This window comes from Peribacillus acanthi, from assembly GCF_003073175.1.
Lineage (GTDB): Bacteria > Bacillota > Bacilli > Bacillales > DSM-1321 > Bacillus_BN > Bacillus_BN acanthi.
Genome location: NZ_QBBX01000003.1, coordinates 153,447 through 176,118, shown reverse-complemented (window position 1 = coordinate 176,118; position 22,672 = coordinate 153,447). Strand labels below are relative to the sequence as shown.

The 22,672-nt window shown below is 38.1% G+C and carries 20 protein-coding genes, 1 other RNA gene and 1 other annotated feature; of the genes, 2 read left to right on the top strand and 19 right to left on the bottom strand.

All coding sequences use genetic code 11. The features are described from left to right. The 11 genes from DBX25_RS04070 to DBX25_RS04020 form a co-directional block, all read right to left on the bottom strand. The coding region (locus DBX25_RS04070; protein WP_240620145.1) for a peptidase U32 family protein at window positions 1-1,076 on the bottom strand (1,076 nt) is incomplete at its 3' end. Between the two features lie 24 nt (window positions 1,077-1,100). Further along, window positions 1,101-2,030, bottom strand: coding sequence for a peptidase U32 family protein (locus tag DBX25_RS04065; RefSeq protein ID WP_108669500.1), 930 nt, complete (start codon window positions 2,028-2,030; stop codon window positions 1,101-1,103). Window positions 2,031-2,043: 13 nt separating this feature from the next. Then, on the bottom strand, window positions 2,044-2,685 hold the full coding sequence (locus DBX25_RS04060) for an O-methyltransferase (RefSeq protein WP_108669499.1): 642 nt from the start codon (window positions 2,683-2,685) through the stop codon (window positions 2,044-2,046). A 376-nt stretch (window positions 2,686-3,061) separates the two neighbouring features. Further along, entirely contained in the window at window positions 3,062-4,189 is a 1,128-nt protein-coding gene (gene mltG / locus DBX25_RS04055) for an endolytic transglycosylase MltG (RefSeq protein WP_108669498.1), read from the bottom strand. Between the two features lie 328 nt (window positions 4,190-4,517). Continuing rightward, window positions 4,518-4,805, bottom strand: coding sequence for a DUF1292 domain-containing protein (locus DBX25_RS04050; protein ID WP_108669497.1), 288 nt, complete (start codon window positions 4,803-4,805; stop codon window positions 4,518-4,520). A gap of 13 nt (window positions 4,806-4,818) precedes the next feature. Further along, window positions 4,819-5,241 carry a Holliday junction resolvase RuvX gene (gene ruvX, locus DBX25_RS04045; protein WP_205685173.1) on the bottom strand — a complete coding sequence of 141 codons (423 nt, stop codon included), beginning with the start codon at window positions 5,239-5,241 and terminating at the stop codon, window positions 4,819-4,821. Beyond that, the gene (locus DBX25_RS04040) at window positions 5,241-5,510 is read right to left on the bottom strand and encodes an IreB family regulatory phosphoprotein (RefSeq protein WP_108669496.1); all 270 of its coding nucleotides are present in this window, start codon (window positions 5,508-5,510) and stop codon (window positions 5,241-5,243) included. Before DBX25_RS04040 ends, ruvX begins: the two co-directional genes overlap by 1 nt. Window positions 5,511-5,645: 135 nt before the next feature. Next, window positions 5,646-8,282, bottom strand: a complete 2,637-nt coding sequence (gene alaS / locus DBX25_RS04035) for an alanine--tRNA ligase (RefSeq protein WP_108669495.1) — start codon at window positions 8,280-8,282, stop codon at window positions 5,646-5,648. Window positions 8,283-8,348: 66 nt separating this feature from the next. Next, window positions 8,349-8,576: a binding site (T-box leader), on the bottom strand. A 68-nt stretch (window positions 8,577-8,644) separates the two neighbouring features. After that, the gene (locus DBX25_RS04030) at window positions 8,645-9,742 is read right to left on the bottom strand and encodes an AI-2E family transporter (protein ID WP_108669494.1); all 1,098 of its coding nucleotides are present in this window, start codon (window positions 9,740-9,742) and stop codon (window positions 8,645-8,647) included. A gap of 343 nt (window positions 9,743-10,085) precedes the next feature. After that, window positions 10,086-10,277, bottom strand: a complete 192-nt coding sequence (locus tag DBX25_RS04025; RefSeq protein WP_108669493.1) for a hypothetical protein — start codon at window positions 10,275-10,277, stop codon at window positions 10,086-10,088. Between the two features lie 11 nt (window positions 10,278-10,288). Further along, window positions 10,289-10,765, bottom strand: a complete 477-nt coding sequence (locus DBX25_RS04020) for a PRC-barrel domain-containing protein (protein ID WP_170110113.1) — start codon at window positions 10,763-10,765, stop codon at window positions 10,289-10,291. Window positions 10,766-11,007: 242 nt separating this feature from the next. Here DBX25_RS04020 and DBX25_RS04015 point away from each other — a divergent pair, with 242 nt between their 5' ends. Next, window positions 11,008-11,622 carry a PH domain-containing protein gene (locus tag DBX25_RS04015; protein WP_108669491.1) on the top strand — a complete coding sequence of 205 codons (615 nt, stop codon included), beginning with the start codon at window positions 11,008-11,010 and terminating at the stop codon, window positions 11,620-11,622. 350 nt (window positions 11,623-11,972) lie between these two features. On the opposite strand, the gene recD2 is transcribed toward DBX25_RS04015, so the two are convergent. The 5 genes from recD2 to cymR form a co-directional block, all read right to left on the bottom strand. Then, complete coding sequence (gene recD2 / locus DBX25_RS04010; protein ID WP_108669625.1) at window positions 11,973-14,321, bottom strand: SF1B family DNA helicase RecD2; 2,349 nt, start codon at window positions 14,319-14,321, stop codon at window positions 11,973-11,975. Window positions 14,322-14,427: 106 nt separating this feature from the next. Next, complete coding sequence (locus DBX25_RS04005; protein ID WP_108669490.1) at window positions 14,428-15,090, bottom strand: tetratricopeptide repeat protein; 663 nt, start codon at window positions 15,088-15,090, stop codon at window positions 14,428-14,430. A gap of 116 nt (window positions 15,091-15,206) precedes the next feature. Beyond that, window positions 15,207-16,319, bottom strand: coding sequence for a tRNA 2-thiouridine(34) synthase MnmA (mnmA, locus tag DBX25_RS04000; protein WP_108669489.1), 1,113 nt, complete (start codon window positions 16,317-16,319; stop codon window positions 15,207-15,209). Between the two features lie 15 nt (window positions 16,320-16,334). After that, window positions 16,335-17,477: a cysteine desulfurase family protein gene (locus tag DBX25_RS03995; protein WP_108669488.1), complete on the bottom strand. Its 1,143-nt coding sequence runs from the start codon at window positions 17,475-17,477 to the stop codon at window positions 16,335-16,337. Window positions 17,478-17,510: 33 nt separating this feature from the next. After that, window positions 17,511-17,930 (bottom strand): cysteine metabolism transcriptional regulator CymR, encoded by a 420-nt coding sequence (cymR, locus tag DBX25_RS03990; protein WP_108669487.1) that lies wholly within the window; start codon window positions 17,928-17,930, stop codon window positions 17,511-17,513. Window positions 17,931-18,151: 221 nt separating this feature from the next. Between cymR and DBX25_RS03985 the strand changes: the two genes are divergently transcribed. Further along, complete coding sequence (locus DBX25_RS03985) at window positions 18,152-19,438, top strand: replication-associated recombination protein A (protein WP_108669486.1); 1,287 nt, start codon at window positions 18,152-18,154, stop codon at window positions 19,436-19,438. A gap of 19 nt (window positions 19,439-19,457) precedes the next feature. On the opposite strand, the gene DBX25_RS03980 is transcribed toward DBX25_RS03985, so the two are convergent. From DBX25_RS03980 to aspS, 3 genes are all read right to left on the bottom strand, one after another. Further along, window positions 19,458-20,228, bottom strand: a complete 771-nt coding sequence (locus DBX25_RS03980) for a tRNA threonylcarbamoyladenosine dehydratase (protein ID WP_108669485.1) — start codon at window positions 20,226-20,228, stop codon at window positions 19,458-19,460. 348 nt (window positions 20,229-20,576) lie between these two features. Then, window positions 20,577-20,762: non-coding RNA, 6S RNA (gene ssrS, locus DBX25_RS03975), on the bottom strand. 124 nt (window positions 20,763-20,886) lie between these two features. Continuing rightward, on the bottom strand, window positions 20,887-22,656 hold the full coding sequence (gene aspS, locus DBX25_RS03970) for an aspartate--tRNA ligase (protein ID WP_108669484.1): 1,770 nt from the start codon (window positions 22,654-22,656) through the stop codon (window positions 20,887-20,889). Window positions 22,657-22,672 lie beyond the last annotated feature (16 nt).

The following is a 22,672-nucleotide window of genomic DNA, read 5'->3' as shown; positions in this document are numbered from 1 at the left end:
TGTTGCAGGGTAACCATTTGGGATTCTGCATCATAGTCAAGAACTAGACCAACAAAGTCAAAAGAAGTCTTTTTGCTATGGTTCCCAAACATTTGCTCCTTATACCCTGGAACACCTTCAAAGAATGCAGGAGCAGTTTCGCGATTTGCACATTTATCCAACTCTTCAAGCCATTCTTTCTTTAGCTTGAAGTTTTCTGGATCCGCACAATACGCATCAATGACTTTACGGTATACACTTACTACTGTCGCAACATAGTGAATGGATTTCATTCGACCTTCTATTTTTAAACTATCGATTCCTAACTCTATCATTTGAGGAATAGATTCGATTAATTTTAAATCCTTAGGGCTCATAGCGAAAGGAGAATCTTCATTATCGAATAATGCTAACTCTTCATCGCTACTCATGCGATATAAGTCATAGTCCCAGCGACATGACTGACAGCAACCTCCACGGTTAGAGTCACGGGCTGTCATATGATTTGAAAGTGTACAACGTCCAGAATAAGCAATACACATCGCTCCATGGATGAATGTCTCAATTTCAATGTCTACTTTCTCTTTCATTTCACGGATTTCTTCAGCACTTGTTTCACGAGCTAGAACTACACGCTCCAATCCTTCTTCCTTCCAATACTGAACTGCTTTCCAGTTGGAAAGGGATTGTTGAGTACTCAAGTGAACTTCAACATTAGGTGCTACTCTACGACATGTTTCTATTATTAATGGATCTGCAACGATTATTCCATGTACTCCAGCTTCAGCGATTCCACGAAGATAATCATCCAATCCATCGATATTTTCATTGTGGGCAAAGATATTGGTAGTGACGTAGATTTTTGCTCCATATTGCTTAGCGAATTCTACGCCCTCTTTCATTTCTTCAAAAGTAAAGTTTCCTGCATTGGATCGAAGACCATATTCTTGACCTCCGATAAATACTGCATCTGCACCATAACGGACAGCAATTTTCAATTTTTCTAAATCTCCAGCCGGAGCTAATAATTCAGGTTTTTTGACAATTACTCTTTTTCCATCAACAATTGCAGAAATTTTATCAGTAATAGCTTTCAAGGCTATTCCTCCATTCCATTTCTATTAATAAACTGTTTCTTTAAAGAAGAAGCCCGTATCTAATGGGCGATTAGCCGGTTGAATCTCTTCAATTTGATCAACTAATTCTGTTTTGATGTCATCATATGCATCTGTATCTTCAACACAAAGATCGATTGCTTTTCTATATAAACTCGTGACCTCTTTAATATAGTTCGCTGACTTTAAAATCCCATCGATTTTAAAGGAATCTACACCAGCTTCAATCATTTCTTGAAGCTCATCTATGATACAAATATCATTTGGGCTCATGATGTGTGTTCCATTTTCATCTTCGTAAATTGGATACTTATTTTCACGTTCTTTGTCATGTAGGAACATATCCTTATCGAATTTACGGTTCTGAACTTCCATAGCTTTGCCTTGGTATTCAAAGTAGTTTCCAAGTAAAGAACGTTTCGATTGGAACATACAAGTCATTCCATGAACTTGTACTTCAATCTCAACCTCGGCATTTTCCTTCATTTCAATAATGGCATCCATGTTAATTTCACGGGCCAATACAGCACGTTTTGCCCCTTTTCTACCCCAATAGTTACATGTGTAGTAATTTGTGGCTGTCGTCTCAGTATTCCAGTGCAATGGAATTTCAGGTGCCACTTCGCGCGCAACCATCAACACAGCAGGGTCACCAAAAATAACGGCATCTGCATTCACGGATTGTAGGAAGGATAAATATTCTCCTAATGCGTCAATTTTATCGTTATGAAAGATTGCGTTCACTGCTACATATACTTTTTTGCCAGCAATGTGTGCCATTTCAATAGTTTTTGCTACATCTCCACGAGAAAATTCTCCTGCTAAACGTAATCCAAATTTCTGCTCACCAATTACAAACGCGTCGGCCCCAGCTTCAATTAAGCCAGGAATATCATTAACGCTTGTAGGTGTTACAAGTAATTCAGGTTTCTTCACTAACCTTCACCTCTTATTTCTTTAGTGATATTGCAACCCCATCACCAATTGGTAGGATTGTTGTATGGTAATCAGGATGTTCGGATAGCCAAACATTAAATTCTCTTATTTTTCTAACAAGACTTCTGATTCGTCTTTGATCGATTACTTTTTCATCCATAGCTACTAACCCTTTGTAAAGCACGTTATCAGTAATGATTAAACCGTGTGCTGAAAGTAGTGGTGAATATAGTTCAAAAAACTTTCTATATTGTCCTTTAGCTGCATCTATAAAGATTGCATCAAACTGACCATATTCCTCTACCTTCTCTTGAAGCTCCAATGCATCCCCAGTCAAGAGGACAATTCTTTCACCTAGCTCTGACCTTTGAAAGTAATGTCGTGCCTTTTCAATTCGCTCTTCATCTCGTTCAAGGGTTACAATAGAGGATTCTGGTAAAGCATGCGCCATCCTTAGAGCGGAATAACCAATTGCAGAACCTACTTCTAATATTTTTTTAGGTCTATGCAGCCTTAATAATTGAAGTAGAGCTTCCATCCCTATTAAATCCATAATGGGTACTCCATGCTCTGAAGCATATAGTTCCATTTCTGTAAAAAGAGCATTCCTCTCTGTTACTAAAGATGTTAAATATGACTCCATCTCTTGATTCATGAAGTACCTCCAAAACTTTTTATATCATTGCAAAGAAAGAGACGTAGCCATAACTTGTTACCAGAGATGGATACTACGCCCAACAATCGTATACTTGAAATTTTGAGAAAACTTGACTTACACCAAGGAGAAGGACTGGCAAATGTCTAGTTGCACTTTATTCTTAAAATTAGCCACTATGTTGACTTTACAAGAAAAAACTCGGCAAGCGCCGAGGAAATATGTTAACTAATAAAAATCACTTCAACCATTTTACCACAATAGATTGTAAATTGCTAAACAATCTCTCATTTAATGGATGTGTGTTGTTTCCACAGTTGGCGGAGATAACCATTTACAAAAATTGGCCAAACTTCCTCAAGCTTGGCCAATTGCATTAATTATTCGTAATGTGCTTAGCCTTCTCGCGATTGTGATCTTCCAACGTTTTTGTAAAGATAACTTCACCAGTTGATGTTGCAAGGAAATATAGGTAGTCAGTATCAGCAGGTTCCAAGGCAGCATCAATGGATGATGCTCCAGCATTGGCAATTGGTCCAGGAGGTAAACCTTTCACCTTATACGTATTATAAGGTGAATTCACTTCCAAATCTTTATACAGGACTCGATCTTTATGCTTCCCTAAGGCATATAGGACTGTAGGATCGGTTTGTAAAGGCATTCCAATTTCTATTCGATTGTAGAATACAGATGATATTTTTTCTCGTTCAACTTTTTCAGTGGCTTCCTCTTCAATCAATGACGCCATAGTAAGTAACTTGTGTGGTGAATATTCTTTTTCTTCCATTGCACCTTGATAATCAACAAGTACTTCGTTGGTCTTCTTTAACATTTCATTTACTATTTGCTCAGTAGTCGGCTTTTCTTCAAAAAATTCGTATGTTGCTGGGAACAGATATCCTTCTAAGTGGAACTTAATATTTTTTTCAAATACCTCTTCCGAAATTAAATCTGGATACTGTGCCATCATTTTTTCAACAAAAGCTTTGCTATTTATTTCTTTAAGCACTGTTTCAGCATCTTGGCCTGTTTTTTCTGCAATTATACCAGCAATTTGAGAAAGTTGTTTCCCTTCAGGAATAGTCATTTTCAGCACAGCTTCCTGCATGATTTTTCCCGATTTAATAGAAGCAAGAATTTCTTTAAACGTCATTGATGGAGATAACTTATACTGACCAGCTTGGAATCCTGCTTCGTTTCTAAATTTAATGTAATATTTGAATACTCGAGCATCTTTAATAATGCCATTTTCCTCTAAAATATTCGAGATCCCTGTTACTGAAGAGCCAATTGGAATTTCAATGGTCTTTAAGCTTTCATCCTCAGGATTTACCGGCTTTAAAGCTGAATTAACAAATGCATAAATGCCAGCGGCAGAGCCACATATTACAAGGAAGATAATAAGAGAAGTAATCATTACTATTTTTCTTACAACTTTTGCTTCACTTCTTCGTTCTGAGAGCTTTTGAAGCATAAAGTCTTTTTTTGATTGATTTTCAGACATAACTTTCCCCTTTCATGGTTGAAAAGCAGAGAGAATGATCCACTTTTTTATATCTATTGGCTACTTATTATTAATTGGTACAAGCTATCTCGAATCATTATACTAAAATTTCGAGGTAAAATCACAGTATCCGACAAAGTTTGTAAAAATGAGGATTTCGAATCCATAAGAAAACTTGGGTAGTACCTAGCCTCGGCTGTAGAAAACCTTTATTGCAGATATACATTATTCCTAAAAATTGGTCTCTACATCTCTTTCTTCTTCGCTGCAGGTTCTTAAAGCACAAAAAAGCCCTCCACGTCAGTTCGTGAAGGGCTTTTCTTAGTTTTTACTCTTCGTCTTCTTCTTCATCCAGGAATGTGTTTAGCATTTCCTCGATTAAATCCCACTCTTCTTCTGTTTCGATTGGTGACAATTCACCATCTCGGTTATCTTCGCTAGGTACGAAAGAAGATGCATGAATTTCGATTTCGCCATTCTCATCTTCTTCACCGATTGGGTAGTATAATACGTATGATTTACCGAATTCTTCTGAATCAAATGTGAAAAGTACTTCACATAGTTGCTCGTTACCGCTTTCGTCAACGATTGTAATATTGTTTTGTCCGTGTTCCATTATGGTCACCTCATTAGTTTTTTGACACGCTGTCTAAGTATCCTTGAAGAATCATGACAGCCGCCATTTTGTCGATTACTTTTTTTCGTTTTGCTCGGCTCATGTCAGCCTCCAATAATACTCTTTCGGCAGCCATCGTAGTCAGACGCTCGTCCCACAATACTGTAGGTAAACCAAGCTTGACTTCAATTGCCTTTGCATAGGCTTCACTAGCTTCCCCTCGGGGACCTATAGTGCCGTTCATATTTTTGGGTAAACCAACAACAACCTTAGTAACTTCATATTCTTTCACAAGTTCGCCGATTCGATCTAATCCTAGTTGTTGCTGCTCTTCATTGATTTTAATCGTTTCGATTCCTTGTGCTGTCCAGCCCATCGCATCGCTAATTGCAACTCCGACAGTTCTCGACCCTACATCTAATCCCATAGTCCGCATTATGCTTCCTCACGATTGTGCTTTAAGTAAGATTTGACCAATTCCTCGATAATTTCATCCCGTTCAAGTTTACGAATTAAATTACGCGCATCCTGATGACGTGGGATATAGGCTGGATCTCCAGAAAGAAGATAGCCAACAATTTGGTTAATCGGGTTGTAGCCTTTTTCCTGCAGGGCCTCATGAACCTGAAATAGAACCTCTCTAATATCACGTTCAAATGGCTCTTCTGGAAAGTTAAATTGCATCGTCTTATCAAAGGAACTCATACGTGCACCTCACTTTAAGAGTTCAGTTTATTATTGTACCTTTTTCAATCTTCCCAATCAAGTTATAAGGAAATCCCTAAATCTCGATTGGGAAATTGGTTATTATTACTACCATTGTACACTAACAGTCTGGGATTATGAAATTGATTTTACCCATTCTTCAGCAAATTTAAGCGCAGAGTCCAATTGTTCTGGGTTTTTCCCACCAGCTTGAGCCATATCTGGACGACCTCCGCCACTGCCTCCACAACGTGTCGCAATTTCTTTAATTAATTTACCAGCATGGAATCCTTTTTTAATTAAATCATCTGTTACACCTGCAATCAGGTTAACTTTGTCTTCTTGGACTGATCCTAGTACTAAAACTGCTGATCCAAGCTTTTGCTTAAGTTCATCAGCCATGTTACGAAGATTATTCATATCAGATGCTTGTACTTTTGCAGCTAAAACAGGAACTCCATTTACTTCAACTACATTATTAACAAGATTGCCTGCTTCTATATTCCCAAGCTTAGATTTTAATGAATCATTTTCACGTTGTAATTCCTTAATTTCTCCAAGCAATACATCAATTCTTGCAGGGACATCTTTTGGATTAGATTTCACTTTTGCCGCAGCAGTTTTTAATATACCGATTTGGTCGTTTAAAGTTTTGTAAGCTGCCGCTCCAGTTACCGCCTCAATCCTTCTAGTTCCAGCACCAATACCTGATTCAGATACGATTTTGAACAATCCGATAACTGCAGTATTAGGTACATGACATCCACCACATAACTCAATGCTGTAGTCACCTACTTGAACGACGCGAACAATATCACCGTACTTTTCACCGAATAGAGCCATTGCTCCCATAGCTTTTGCTTCGTCAATAGCTTTGTTTTCAATGACTACAGGTGTGCTTTTCCAAATCTGTTCATTGACATTTTGTTCAATTTGCTCAAGTTCTTCAGGTTTAATTTGACCAAAATGCGAGAAGTCAAAACGTAAACGGTCTGTTTGTACAAGAGAACCAGCTTGGTTAACATGCTCTCCAAGAACATCTTTTAAAGCTTGGTGTAATAAATGAGTCGCAGTATGATTTTTTACGATATGGCTTCTTGACTCAGCATCTACTTCAGAAACAACGCTAGTTCCTGATTTTAAGATTCCGTGCTCAACAATGACACCATGTAAGTTTTGACCGTTAGGAGCTTTTTGAACATCCTTTACAACTAGCTTGACATCTTCATTTACGATGAAGCCTTTATCTGCAATCTGTCCGCCACTTTCTGCATAAAACGGAGTATGGCTAAGGATTACTTGCACTTCTTCACCAGCTTGTGCTTCTTCAATCAATTCACCATTTTTCACAATGGCAACGACTGTACCTTCTGCCTCAAGGTTTTCATAGCCAACAAATTGGCTTTCTACCTTAATTTCACCTAAAACTCCACCTTGGACTTGCATACTATCTACATCTTGACGAGCAGCGCGTGCACGTTCACGCTGTGCTTCCATTTCCGTCTCAAACCCATTACGATCAATCGTCATGCCCTCTTCTTCAGCATACTCTTCAGTCAAGTCTACTGGGAAACCATAGGTGTCATAAAGTCTGAATACATCAGAACCTTTAATAACGGTACTTCCGTTCGCTTTTTCCTTCTTAATTACTTCAGCTAGTATGTGAAGCCCTTCGTTTAAAGTTTCATGGAAACGCTCTTCTTCATTTTTCACTATTTTTGCGATGAAATCACGTTTTTCTTTTACCTCTGGGTAGAATTCATGCATGATTTCTCCTACAACAGGTACTAGTTCATACATGAACGGACGATTGATGTTGATTTGTTTTGCGTAACGAACCGCACGACGTAATAGTCTTCTTAATACATAGCCACGACCTTCATTAGAAGGCAATGCTCCATCACCGATTGCGAAAGCAACTGTACGGATATGGTCAGCAATTACTTTGAAAGCAACGTCTTTTTCATTATTAACACGGTACTTTTCAAGCGAAATTTCTTCAGTAGCATGAATGATTGGCATAAATAAATCTGTGTCAAAGTTCGTAGGTACATCTTGAATGACAGAAGCCATACGCTCTAAGCCCATACCAGTATCGATATTTTTCTTTGGAAGCGGTGTGTATGATCCATCTGGGTTATGATTGAATTGTGAGAATACAAGGTTCCAAACCTCTAAATAACGTTCATTTTCTCCACCTGGAAATAATTCAGGATCACTGAAGTCATCTCCATATGCAGGACCACGGTCATAGAAAATCTCCGTGTTCGGACCACTTGGACCTTCACCAATATCCCAGAAGTTCCCTTCAAGGCGTACGATACGGTCTGCTGGTACACCAATCTTTTTATTCCACAGTTCAAACGCTTCTTCATCTTCTGGGTGAATCGTAACTGAAAGTTTTTCTGGGTCGAATCCAATCCATTTTTCGTCAGTCAAGAATTCCCATGCCCAAGTTATAGCTTCTTCTTTGAAGTATTCACCGATTGAGAAATTACCCAACATTTCAAAGAATGTATGATGGCGAGCTGTTTTACCTACGTTTTCAATATCATTTGTTCGAATCGATTTTTGAGCATTCGTAATACGAGGATTATCAGGAATTACTCGGCCATCAAAATATTTTTTTAATGTAGCTACACCTGAATTAATCCAAAGTAATGATGGGTCATCATGGGGCACAAGTGGAGCACTAGGCTCTACGTGATGTCCTTTTTCTTTAAAGAAATCTAAATACATTTGGCGAATTTGAGCGCCTGTTAGTTTTTTCATAATAGTTTCCCTCCTGTAAAATGGTAAAATATGTAAATTAAGGCATAAAAAAAGCTCCCATCCCCTGACAGGGACGAGAGACATAACTCGCGGTACCACCCTGATTATGGACCTAAATTTCAAGTCCATCACCTTAGAATCACCTTAACGCGGTTAAACGGTAGGAATTAGCTACACTCCGGATTAGCTTTCTGTTATCCTTCATCTGGAATTTCTTTCAGCCAAGGAAATTCCTCTCTTATGTGTCATACACTCAGATGGACTATAACATACTTGATCCTTCAACGATTTACTTATAGTTAACCTATAAACAGGATTATAGGCAGTACAAGGACTTTTGTCAATATTTGCGAAGACATCTATTATGGTTCATTAATTGGGTTTTTCTGAAGTTTTTCCTTCCTGGCTATTAAATAGTGTGTCCGAGCGTGCATAATGGCTACCTTCATAATCGCAAGAATAGGAACAGCAATAATCAGACCTACTACTCCACCAATCTCTCCCCCTATTAGTAGGGCAAGCATAATCATCAATGGATGCATATGTAAGCTTTTTCCTACAATAAGTGGAGAGAGGATATTCCCTTCTAAAAATTGCAATCCAAAAACAATAAGTACAACGTACAAGACCATTTTCCCAGATAAAGCTGCTGCAATAATAATAGCTGGTATTGCTCCAATCACAGGACCAAAATATGGAATTACATTTGTTACACCAATAATGAAACCGAGTATCAAAGGATACTTTAAATGAATTAACCAAAATAAAATGGTGGATATAAAACCTATCGCCACACAAACGATTAATTGGCCTCTAATATAACTGCCTAAGGAATGTTCTACATCTTGTAGAAAAGATATCCCTGTTTTTCTCCATTTGTTCGGGGTGATGTACCACGCCCCTCTTTTAATATCTTCAAAATCCTTTAGCATGTAAAAGGCAATAAAAGGAATTATGGCAATTAAAAAGATGAAATCCATAAATCCTGTTAAATAACCAGTTACCCTCGAAAATAGGGCATCCATTCTATTTTCCGCAAAAACAATACCCTTATCTATTTTTTCTTTAAAGGCTGCTGGCCAATCTGATGTATGATGATCCAACTCGTCTAATAGGACTCGATATTGTTTAGTAAATACCGGGGCATTTTCAGATAAATCCTTCACCTGTTGGATCATAATCGGCACTCCTTTATATAAAGCAAAACCGATTCCCCCAAAAAATAGAAAATAAATGATAACAATTGCTATTCCACGCTTCATTCCTTTTTGATGGAGTAATTCTACGACAGGATGCAGAAGATAGCTGACAAAGGCTGCAATTAAAAACGGAATTAACACTGTTACTATGATTTGAAGGACTGGCATCCAAAGGGGTTTTAATATAAAAAAAACATAAATCACCACAAACAATAACAGTAAGAAGCCTAATCGATAGAACCACTTCATTGGTATATTCATTCGACTACCTCCTTGTAGCAAACCTCATAATATACCTGTATTGTTTACGGAGAACGATTTTTCATGCAGTATGATGCTGTATAAAATTAGGCTCATTCCACATTAGGAATTTAATCTTGCCACTTACTTTCCGTTACATTTACTAATAAAGCAATAAAGTTTATGAAAACAGGCTATAGTGAAGAACTCGGAAACACTCTTCTTTAAAAAAACAAAGAGGATGAACTCCTTTAGGTGTCAGCTCTCCTAGGTTTATATAGTGAATACACTATTTAAACCTAAAGGGTTAGACACACTTTAGATTCATCCTCTTGTGAAATCTTATTTAATGAATTGTATCACATTACATAGAATATCTTCGATCTTCCTCTTCAAATAGATCATCAAGTGAACTTAGACTTCCATCTTCCTCAACTTGGTGAGTATTAATCATACCTTTAGAAACTGACAATTCAATAAAACATCCCCAGCAATAATATTGATTTACACCAATCTTACCAATATCCTTACTAGAACAATTTGGGCATTTTATCACAATTTGACACCTCACTGAACGGCTTCAGAAATGACGATGGTATCCTCTCCGAGTGATGGTGGATTGTGTGTAGGTATTTTGAGTTTTCCATCTGCAAGATCCGAAAAGAAACCATTGGAAATTTCATATGCTACAATATTGCCCAAATTTTCCGTAAAATATACATCCTCCAACACTCCGATAGTTTTACCAGTTTTATTACCAATTACCTGTTTACCAGCTATCGAATCTTTATGATGGAGTGTATATTTGTAGGGTTTTGATTCAATTTTTGTCAAATCATCGTCCTTAAGGTATATAGCCTCACTCTCAATTCTGTCGATTTTTTCTAATGGAATCTGAAGGGTCCGTTTGAAGATAGCTGATCGGCTTAATAGTACACCTGTTACCTTACCTTCATCAGATATGGTCAGGTCACATGCCTCACCCATTTTCTTCCCTGTTATAGAGTACAAAGGCAAGCCCTTTAATAATGAGAATGTCCGCAAAGTGCACCATCCTTTCCGAACATTCATATTATCTGTTTAGCGATAATAAATCATAAGGTGTAACGTTTTCCATGTTCTCGAAAAAAACCTTTGTTAATTAAGGCTTCCACCTTATATTAACTTTATTTTCCTTCCATAATTCAAAGGAACCATTTTACATTTTTTTGAATTTCAGATCATTCATTTAGGTGATTTTATGGTATGATTTATGAGTACTTGAATTGTTGGAAAGGGGTAATTTCATGTTTAAGAAATTAGCAAGCGAAGCTCTAGGTCTTAGTGATATTGGAGAAATCATCAAACCTTCCGATTATGATAAAACAGAGTCTGACGATTTTGTACTGAGTGAAGATAACGAAAAGATTTTCTTTCTTATCAAATCTAAAAAAGATGAATATTGCTTTACAAATTTAGCTCTCATACATGTTGATGGGGATTCTGCTGTCAGTTCAAAACGTAATTTAAAGCGTTATGATTATTGCTTACACGAAATTAGTGCGGTAAGTATTGAAACTGCAGGAACAATCGATTTAGATATCGAATTGAAGTTTACTATCGGAAATAAAAATTTATCCATCGATGTACATAAAAAACATTCTACAGAAGTAGCTGACATTTACAAAGCACTTCTTGCTATTTCCATGATTCAGAAGGATAACGCTAGGCTACTTTCTTACGGAGATAAAAGCCTCCAGGTAGCTGAAGAAGTGATAAGAAATAATCGTACTGTTGAAGCAAATGTATCCCAAGAGTTTGGTCAAATCGCCAATTTTGTGAATACTTGGATGACAGAAATCCATGCTAAACACACTACAAAAGATTTTGCTAGTGTGTTCCAAAAGTATATTCAAAATTAATATTAGGTAAAAGAAGATGTCCCAAAAGGTATAAACTTTTGGGACACTCTCTTTTTTAGGACGTTTTGTAGTAATGACCCATTGATATCCGTTCCAGGAGCTTCGCTATCCGCTGGGCTAGCGCTGATCCTCCTTGCCGCCGTTGGTGTCTGCAGGGTCTCAGCTGTCCACCTAATCCCTCAGGAGTCTTCATGCCTTCAACTACAATCTACTCAGGTTTCTAAATTCATTTTTTCACAAAACTTAAATTTCACCGATGCCCTCATTTAGAACGAGAAAATGGATAAAAAAAATAAAGGAGCGACTCTCTGGTTGAATTTAATCAACCAAAAATTCAGCCTCTTTTAATTTCACCCAATATTTTTATCCATAAAATCATAAGGTGTAATGCTCTCCATACCAATTAAAGGGTCAGTACTCCACAATAATTCCTCATAGGACTTGTTTTCAATTGCTTTTTCTTGAGTATAGCTGATTAACTTCAGTTTTTCTAGAAGTGTAGTTTTTCTTGTTTGTTCCAGGTTGCGTTCAATTCCAGTTCTTAAGGCTTCCTCTTCTCCACACAATATCAAAAACTGCTTACTTCTAGTAATCCCAGTATAGATAAGATTCCTACGTAGCATTCTATAATAGCTTTTTACTATAGGCATAATCACAATTGGAAATTCACTGCCTTGTGATTTATGAATAGAGCAGCAGTAAGCATGAGTAATCTGAGTCAGGTCTTGGCGCGTATAGGTTACTTCGACCCCCTCAAAGGAAACAATCACCAAATCTTGTTTTTCAGTATTTTCCTTTGCAAACAAGATTGAAATGACCTCTCCCATATCACCATTATAAACTCCGCTCTCTGGCTGGTTAATCAATTGGAGGACTTTGTCTCCCACCCTGTAGACGACTTCACCGAAAGTTAATTCCCTTCTTGTTCCTTCGGTATTGGGATTAAATATTTCTTGTAGCATTTTATTCAGGCTATCGATACCTGCAGGCCCTCTGTACATAGGTGCCAAAACTTGGATATCTTTTGACGTGAAGCCTTTTTTCTTAGCGTTTAAAACGACTTTTTCAACAACATTTGAGATTTGAGCTGTACTGCATGGAAAGAAGGAACGATCTTTCTGCTGTGAAGCTATATTATCTGGTAGACGACCTTTTTTTATTTCATGGGCTAATTCAATAATGGAAGAACCATCTGATTGCCGGTAAATTGTCTCAAGCTTTACGGTAGGGATACTTTCTGACAGAAGTAAATCTTTTAGAACTTGACCCGGCCCTACAGATGGCAGTTGATCTTCATCTCCTACCATAATAAGTTGTACATCTTTTGGAAGTGCCTTTAATAATTGGTGTGCAAGCCACGTGTCTACCATAGACATTTCATCTACAATGACGAGTTTTCCCTCTATTGGGTTATCTTCATTACGACTGAACCCTTCATTTCCGTTCCAACCAAGTAATCGATGAATAGTGACTGCAGGTAATCCAGTAGATTCACTCATTCTTTTAGCAGCCCTTCCTGTTGGGGCAGCTAGGATAAATGGAAAGGGTTCATCATTCTTATATGATTTAATATCCATTGAAACCCCTTGCAATTCTGCAAACAGCTCCACAATCCCTTTAATGACGGTGGTTTTCCCAGTACCAGGACCTCCTGTTAATAGAAGCATGGGTGACATTAAAGCTTTTTGAATGGCGTCCTTTTGTGCAGGTGCATATTCTACCTCTAGTCGTTCTTCTAAGCTTCCCAACGCCATTAAAAATTCTGATTCTGGAAACTGGTCGTTGTACTGTGTTTGTTGAAGGATTCTTTGAATACTAGTCACAATGCCCTTTTCTGAAAAGTAGAGGGAAGGAGTATATAATCTTCGTTCTTCAATGAAAATTTTACTCTCTTCTTGCAATTTCAATATTTCTTGAGAAATTTCTTTAAATTCGATTCCATCTCTCTTATTCTCTTCCAGAAGTTTTTTTACATGAATCAACAAATCTTTTGCATCCATGTATACATGGCCTTCTTGAATGCAATATGTTTCCAATGTATATAAACAGGCAGCTTTAATTCTGTCAGGATGGCTTCCACTTATCCCAAGCTGATATCCTAGTTCATCTGCTCGACTAAAGCCAATCCCTTCGATATCTTCAACTAATTTATATGGATTTTGCTGAATTAGGCTTAGCGTATCTTGTTTATAAACCTGATAAATCTTCATCGATAATTGTGGCCCAAATCCATATTGATTAAGAGAAATCATTATTTGCTCTAATCCTTGATGTTCTACAAGGGTATCGTAAAGCATTTTTGCTTTATCTCCAGCAAGTTTAGGGACGCTATCAAGCAATGAAGGATTTTCAAGGATTTTTGAAATGGCATTATCACCAATGGTGTCCACTATTAATTCAGCTGTTTTTTTTCCGATTCCTTTAAACAAGTCACTAGATAAGTAATGTACGACTCCATCCTTTGTCTGGGGAATATCTTTTTGAAATTGTTCAACTTGGAATTGAAGACCAAACTTCGGATGGTCCTTCAATTGCCCATAAAATATGTACGTTTCATGTTCATACATTTGAGGGAAGTAACCGGTCACAACAGCTTCTTTTTCATCATACACAGCATTAGTTTCATCCACACGAATACGAACGACAGAATATAAATTTTGTTCATTATGAAAAATTGTAACAAGATGTCGTCCTTTCATAAAAATTCTCTGCTTGTTACCATCTGCAAATAAATCGAGTGAGTGTTGCAATGTCCTTCCCTCCTTTTATTCCGGTGCCTGTCACCGCCCGAATTTTGTCGAAACCCTATTCTTCCATCGCTGCTTCAACCATTTTTTTACCGTTTGCAGCAAGTATATGGTCAGGCTGTATTTCAAGTGCTTTTTGGAAATATCCTAATGAAGCCTCTAAATCCTCCTTATAACCTGCATACGCCACTCCTAAGTTGTAATAAGCATCTGAATGATTCGGATCTAGCTTAATGACTTCGTTTAGTTCTTTGATTAGCTCATCATACATTTCAGCGTTTGCCAAGCATAATGCATATTGAAAACGTGCATCTGCATCCTCAGGATTTAATTCAACACTACGTTGCAAATAAGGCATTGCAAGTTTAGGCTGATCTAAGCTTAACAAAGTCATTCCCAACATAAAGTACGTATCAGCATTTTCAAGACCCGAGCGAAGAGCTTTTTCAAACATATCCTTCGATTCAATCAGCTTGTCTGCATCAAAATATAGATTCCCTAATGAATAATAGGCAGCGCCAGCTTTTTCATCTAACTCGATTGCCTTTTTAAAGAAGTTTTCCGCCTTCTGTAGCTCACCTACTGCCGTCAATACATTACCAAAATTAATATAGCCGACAGGATCATTAGGATTTTCCTCTATAACTTGCGAGAATATCTTAACGGCATCCTCCCATTTTCCTTCTTTCATAAACTGAATTCCTTGTTGATTCTTATCCATGCATAAGCTCCTCACTATCCAAAATTCTAGTTAATAGTATACCACAACCAAAGTTCAGCCTGTGGTCAGGCTACAATTAAAATCCCTCTGCCATTTTAGCAGAGGGATAAGTGTTATTAACCCACATAGGTTAGTTTTTCACCATTACGGAATACTTCGTCGATAGTTCCTCCGCCTAAGCATTCGTCACCATTATAAAATACGACTGCTTGTCCAGGCGTTACCGCGCGGATTGGTTGGTCGAAAATGACTTCTGCTTCTCCATTCGGTAACAGTTTAACTGTAACACCATTATCAGCTTGACGATATCTGAATTTCGCCGTACAGATCAACTCTTCAGTAGGTGCCTTTCCTACCCAGCTAATGTTGACAGCTTTAATTGAGTCTGAATAGAGCAATTCATTTTCAAAACCTTGTTCCACATAAAGAATATTTTTCTTTAAATCTTTGCCTACTACAAACCATGGATCACCGCTTCCACCGATTCCTAAGCCTTGGCGCTGTCCTATGGTGTAGTACATTAATCCATCATGTTTACCTTTAATTTCACCATCAAGAGTTGTCATATCGCCAGGCTGTGCAGGTAGATAATTGCTGAGGAATTCCTTAAAATTACGTTCCCCGATAAAACATATTCCAGTGGAGTCCTTTTTTGTAGCAGTAGCCAAACCAGCTTCTTTAGCGATTTCGCGTACCTTGGATTTATCAATGCCTCCAAGAGGGAACATTACTTTCTCAAGTTGCTCCTGTGTCAATTGATTCAAGAAATAGGTTTGATCCTTGTTTTCATCAATACCACGAAGCATTTTATATTCACCATTACGGAATTCAACTTGAGCATAATGACCTGTGGCTAAATAATCAGCTCCAAGATTCAGTGCATGCTCAAGGAAAGCCTTGAACTTGATTTCTTTGTTACACATCACATCTGGGTTTGGAGTCCGTCCAGCTTTATACTCTTCCAGGAAATACGTAAACACCTTGTCCCAATATTGCTTTTCAAAGTTAACTGCATAGTATGGAATGCCAATTTGGTTACAAACCTTGATGACATCTTCAAAATCTTCCGTAGCTGTGCAAACTCCATTTTCGTCTGTATCGTCCCAGTTCTTCATGAAGATTCCTACCACATCGTACCCTTGTTGCTTTAACAAAAGAGCCGCTACAGAAGAATCGACGCCACCGGACATGCCTACTACCACACGAGTATCCTTAGGTTCTTTTTTCATGATGTCACCTCATCTCTATCTTATTAATCGTTTAACGATTTTACTTGTTTCCCTAGCTGCTTTTTCCACATGTTCCATTGTATTGTTCATTCCAAAGCTAAACCGGATAGAGTTCATTGTTTGTTCTGAACCTTTGCCAAACATGGCGACCAATACGTGTGACGGGTCAATAGAACCCGCTGTACAAGCAGACCCACTAGAAACTGCAATCCCAGCTAAATCCAGGTTTACAAGCATTGCTTCTACATTAGTGCCAGGAAAGCTAATATTCAATACATGTGGAAGTGCACTTTTCGTGTCGCCATTTACTGAAAAAGGAATTTCCTCTTCCATAAAAATATCAATCATTCTTCTTTTAAAAGAAAGATAGGATTCTACTTTTACCTCAATTGCTTCATAAGCTAGCTCAGCTGCCTTAGCAAATCCCACAATACCCGGTATATTTTCGGTTCCTGCACGACGTTTCTTTTCCTGCTCTCCACCATATAATAAAGGTGTAAGTTTCACACCTTCCTTTACATATAAAAATCCAATTCCTTTTGGACCATTTATTTTATGAGAAGAAACAGATAGCAGGTCTACACCCAATTCCTTTACATCAATTGGAACTATTCCGTATGCTTGTACTGCATCCGTATGAAAGAAAGCTCCATGTTCTTGAAGCATCGAACCGATTTCGATGATTTCCTGCATTGTGCCTACCTCATTGTTACCATACATAATGGTAACAAGAATTGTATCCTCTCTTAGAGCTCGTTTTAAATCGTCAAGACAAATTTTGCCACTTTCGTCTACTTGTAGGTAGGTTACATCATAACCTTGTTTCTCAAGAAAAGAGCAAGTATGCAATACTGCATGATGTTCGATGGCTGTAGTAATTATATGACGACCACGATGCTTATTTGCTTCAGCAACCCCAATAATAGCTGTATTGTCCGCTTCCGTACCACCACTAGTAATTAGAATATCATTTGGTTTTGCGCCAATACTTTTAGCCAATACCAATCGGGAATCATCCAATAACTTTCTTGATTCTCTACCAAAGGAATGAATGCTTGAAGGATTCCCAAAATGCGATTGCATGACTGTCAACATCTCTTCAATGACTTTAGGATGCATTGGGGTTGTTGCAGCATTGTCTAAATAAATGCGTTCCACCTATTATTCTCCTTCCATCCACCAATCTAAAAATTATATATAAAACATATACGAATCATTGTTTCCATTTTCCGAATAGCTAGCCAAATCCTCAAGTGTGGTACTGTCCAAAACATCTTTAATGGCATCCCGAATTCTGATCCATAATTCACGTTTCGCTGGCTCCTCGTCCTCAATTCCCTCAACAGGAGTTATTGGACCTTCAAGGACTCGGATAATATCGCCTGATGTGATTTGGTTCGGTTCTTTTGCAAGGACATACCCACCATATGCACCACGGATGCTTTTTACAAGACCTGCATTTCGAAGAGGGGCAATCAATTGTTCCAAGTAATGTTCGGACAAGTCGTGAGTTTGAGCAATACATTTTAATGATGTTGGACCTTCACCATGTTTACGTGCTAATTCAATCATGATTGTAAGCCCATAACGTCCCTTAGTAGAAATCTTCATTTTTGGCACCTCAATATATATAAAGTAGCAGCTTAATTACTCAGCAAAATCAAATGTAAATCATTCCTATACGTATAATGGCTATTAAAGAATGAAAGACTTTTGAAATTATAGCATACAACTAAATGTTATGCATTTTATCTATATTATACATTATGATAAAGTATATAAAACCGATTGTATTAGAAGTATTAAGATAAATCTGGGGGGTATTACTGTAAATGAGCATAAAACCACTCGCATTTCGGATGCGCCCTCGATCCATAGATGAAATCATCGGTCAGGACCATTTAGTTGGTGAAGGAAAAATTATTCGTAGAATGGTCATCGCTAAACAACTATCCTCCATGATTCTATACGGGCCTCCGGGTGTTGGAAAAACTTCCATTGCCAGCGCAATTGCTGGAAGCACAAGATATGCTTTCCGCACATTAAATGCTGTCACCAATAATAAAAAAGATATGGAAATCGTCGTTCAAGAAGCCAAAATGTCAGGAAAAGTTATTCTCCTACTTGATGAAGTCCATCGGCTTGATAAAGCCAAACAAGACTTCCTCCTTCCTCACCTTGAGAATGGAAGCATTGTCTTAATTGGTGCGACTACAAGTAATCCTTATCATGCAATCAATCCTGCCATTAGAAGTCGATGTCAAATCTTTGAACTGAAACCACTGGAGGAAGAAGAAATTCTACTATCCTTAAAGAGGGCATTAGTAGATGAAGAAAGAGGTTTAGGGAAGTTTCAAACTGAAATTGAAGAAGAAGCATTGCTACATCTTGCCACTGCATCTTTTGGAGATGTCCGGAGTGCACTCAATGCTTTAGAATTAGCGGTGTCTTCAACTCCACCGGATAAGGATGGGATCATCCGAATCTCAGTTGGAGATGCAGAAGAATGTATCCAAAAGAAAAGCTTTTCCCACGATAAAGATGGTGATGCTCATTATGATGTGCTTTCCGCATTTCAAAAATCAATTCGAGGAAGCGATGTAAATGCGGCATTGCATTACTTAGGTAGATTAGTCGAAGCAGGCGATTTAGTTAGTATCAGCAGAAGACTTGTTGTAATTGCTTATGAAGATATTGGACTTGCCAATCCCCAAGCAGGACCGAGGGCACTTGCAGCTGTCCAGGCTGCCGAACGACTAGGATTTCCTGAAGCAAGGATTCCACTAGCAAATTCCGTGATTGAGTTATGCCTATCTCCAAAATCGAATTCTGCCTATACTGCACTTGATGCAGCAATTAGCGACATTCGTAAAGGGATAAGTGGAGATGTGCCAGACCATTTGAAGGATGCTCATTATAAAGGCGCTAAAGATCTTGGAAGAGGATTGGAATATCAATATCCCCATGATTATGAAAGCGGTTGGGTTCAACAGCAATACCTACCAGACAAGATAAAAAATAAGAAGTACTATAAACCCAAAAAGACAGGGAAATTTGAACAGGCATTGGCTCAAGTTCAAGAAAAAATCGAAAGCTCAAGCGCCACAACCAGAAGGTAATGGCACTTGAGCTTTTTCTTTACTTATTTTCATCACTTACTCGTACAACTTTAACATCCTTAAGAATATCCCTTACAACCCAGCTAGCAGCAACCAAACCAGCTACAGAAGGTACAAATGCATTGGAGGAAGGTGGCATTTTTGCTTTTCGAATAACAGCGTCGTCTTTTCCAACCTCTTTACGCACTTCTTCACGAATCACAATTGGACTTTCGTCAGAGAAAACTACTGGGATACCTTTTTTAATTCCTTCTTTACGAAGACGTGTACGAATAACTTTCGCAATTGGATCGGTATGTGTTTTAGAAATATCCGCAATTTGGAATCGAGTCGGATCCATCTTGTTAGCAGCACCCATGCTCGAAATGATTGGGATATTACGATTCAAACATTCCTTCATTAAATGAATTTTATAAGAAATCGTGTCGGATGCATCAATTACATAATCAGGTTTATAACTGAAAAACTCTTCATAGGTTTCTTCTGTATAGAACATTTTCAATGAAATGACTTCACAGTCAGGATTAATATCCAAGATTCGTTCTTTCATTAAGTCAGCTTTAAATTTGCCTACAGTGGATAGCAATGCATGTAACTGACGATTGACGTTTGTAATATCAACGTCATCTTTATCGACAAGAATTAAGCGCCCAACGCCAGAACGCGCTAAGGCTTCAGCAGAAAATGAACCTACACCACCGATACCAAGTACAGCAACAGTTGTATTTTTCATCTTTTCAAGGCCTTCTTTTCCGATCGCCAATTCATTTCTTGAAAATTGATGTAGCATTTTATCAACTCCATTATTATATCTACGATTGATTCAAACAGTACTATAACATATCTATTGATTAATACAAGTATTTCTATCAGAAAAGTGGAAACATCTTAGTTTCCTTATAATTGTCTAAATTAGTTGGATTACCTCTTCATTACTTTACCCTTATTTATCCGAATGTACCTCGTTCCTGCCAAAATCAATTAGAAAACTTGACTAGCGCCAAGCCTGAGTTGTGCAGAACATTTATTCTGAAAAACGGACAATACGTCGACTTACTTCTATGTAGTCAACTATATTCTGAGAATACAAAAAACCTGTGCAGTTTCCCACACAGGTTGAATACTCATATAAGGGCGCAAGAGCCCCAATCGTGCCGTTCCTCCTTTGTTTTGAACCCGCTCTACGCAGGTGGGTGCCTTGTTCTAGGCTTTTGTAAGTCCTCTTCGAGATGAGGCTTTTACGCGGCTTTGAAACGTAGGCTCCCGTAACTATAAGTGTTCGGTCAAAACTTATAGGTTATGGTGACGTACACATCAGGACTCTCGCTTATTGGTAATATCATAGCATAAAAAATGCTTATGGTTCAAGTGAAGTCATATAGGAAATTATTCCTTTTTTTCACAGAAAAAAGGAATACCCTTCTGACTTAATCTTGTCTAAAAATAGATTATTTCTTTGGAGCTAAGGCTAAATTCAGCTCTTCTAATTGTGCTTCACTCACCTTGCCCGGTGCATTTGTCAGTAGACAACTTGCACTAGCCGTTTTTGGGAATGCAATCGTGTCACGAAGGTTTGTTCTACCAGCTAGCAACATCACAAGTCGGTCAAGACCAAGGGCAATTCCACCATGTGGAGGTGTTCCATATTCAAATGCTTCTAATAAGAATCCAAATTGTGCTTTTGCTTCTTCAGGAGAGAAGCCTAATAATGAGAACATCTTTTCTTGAATTTGTTTTTCAAATATACGTAAAGATCCTCCACCTAGTTCATATCCATTAAGCACTAAGTCATATGCATAAGCCTTGACACTACTAGGATCTGTATCTAATTTTTCTAAATCTTCTCGAACAGGCATTGTGAATGGATGGTGAGCTGCCGTATAGCGCTCTGCTTCTTCATCGTACTCAAGAAGAGGCCACTCTGTAACCCAAAGGAAGTTGAACTTGTTTTGGTCAATCAAACTAAGTTCCTTCGCAAGTTTTAAGCGCAGTGCACCAAGAGCATCCGCAACTACATTTTTCTTGTCGGCTACAAATAATAAAAGGTCTCCCTCTTGTGCCTCCAACGTATTGCCTAATGCCTCTCCTGCTTCACCTTCAAAGAATTTTGAAATTGGACCTTTTAAACCGTCACCCTCGACCTTCAACCAAGCTAATCCCTTTGCTCCATAAACTGCAGCGAATTCTCCAAGAGCGTCAATGTCCTTACGAGAGTATTTAGAAGCTGCACCTTTTACATTGATGGCTTTTACTTCCCCACCATTTTCGACTGCACCTGAGAACACTTTAAAGCTTGAATCCTTCACAAGTTCAGAAACATTGACTAATTCCATTTCAAAACGAGTATCTGGTTTATCCGATCCATAGCGATTCATTGCATCATCGTAAGTCAGACGTGGGAATGGCAGAGCAACATCCAACCCTTTTACTTCTTTCATGACTTTAGCCATCATGTTCTCTGTCAGTGACATAATATCTTCTTGGCTCATGAAGCTTGTTTCAATATCGATTTGAGTGAATTCTGGCTGGCGATCAGCACGTAAGTCCTCATCACGGAAGCATCTAGCAACCTGATAGTATCTTTCGAAACCAGAAACCATCAGTAACTGCTTAAATAACTGAGGGGATTGAGGAAGCGCATAGAATTCCCCTTCATGAACACGACTTGGAACTAGGTAATCACGAGCTCCTTCAGGAGTACTTTTTGTTAAGATAGGAGTCTCAATATCTAGGAAGCCTTCGCTATCTAAGAAATTACGAATTGTTTGTGTAGTTTGGTGACGCATTTTAAATGTCTCAAACATTACTGGACGACGTAGGTCAAGGTAACGATATTTTAGACGGATATCTTCTGACACATCCGTTTTATCATCAATCATGAAAGGAGGATTTTTCGCTTCATTGATGATGGAAACGTCTGATGCGTGGATTTCAATTCGACCTGTTTTCATTTTAGGATTCACAGTTCCTTCTTGACGAGCCACAACAGTCCCTTTTAAATCCAACACATATTCGCTACGGATTCTTTCTGCAATTTCAAGTGCGTCTTTAGATACATCTGGATTGAAAACAACCTGTACTAAGCCTGAACGGTCACGAAGGTCAATAAAAATTAACCCACCTAAATCACGACGTTTTTGAACCCACCCTTTAACTACGATTTCTTCACCAATAGCTTTTTCTGTCACTTCACCACAGAAGTATGATCTACCGTACATTTTTTGTTCCTCCTCC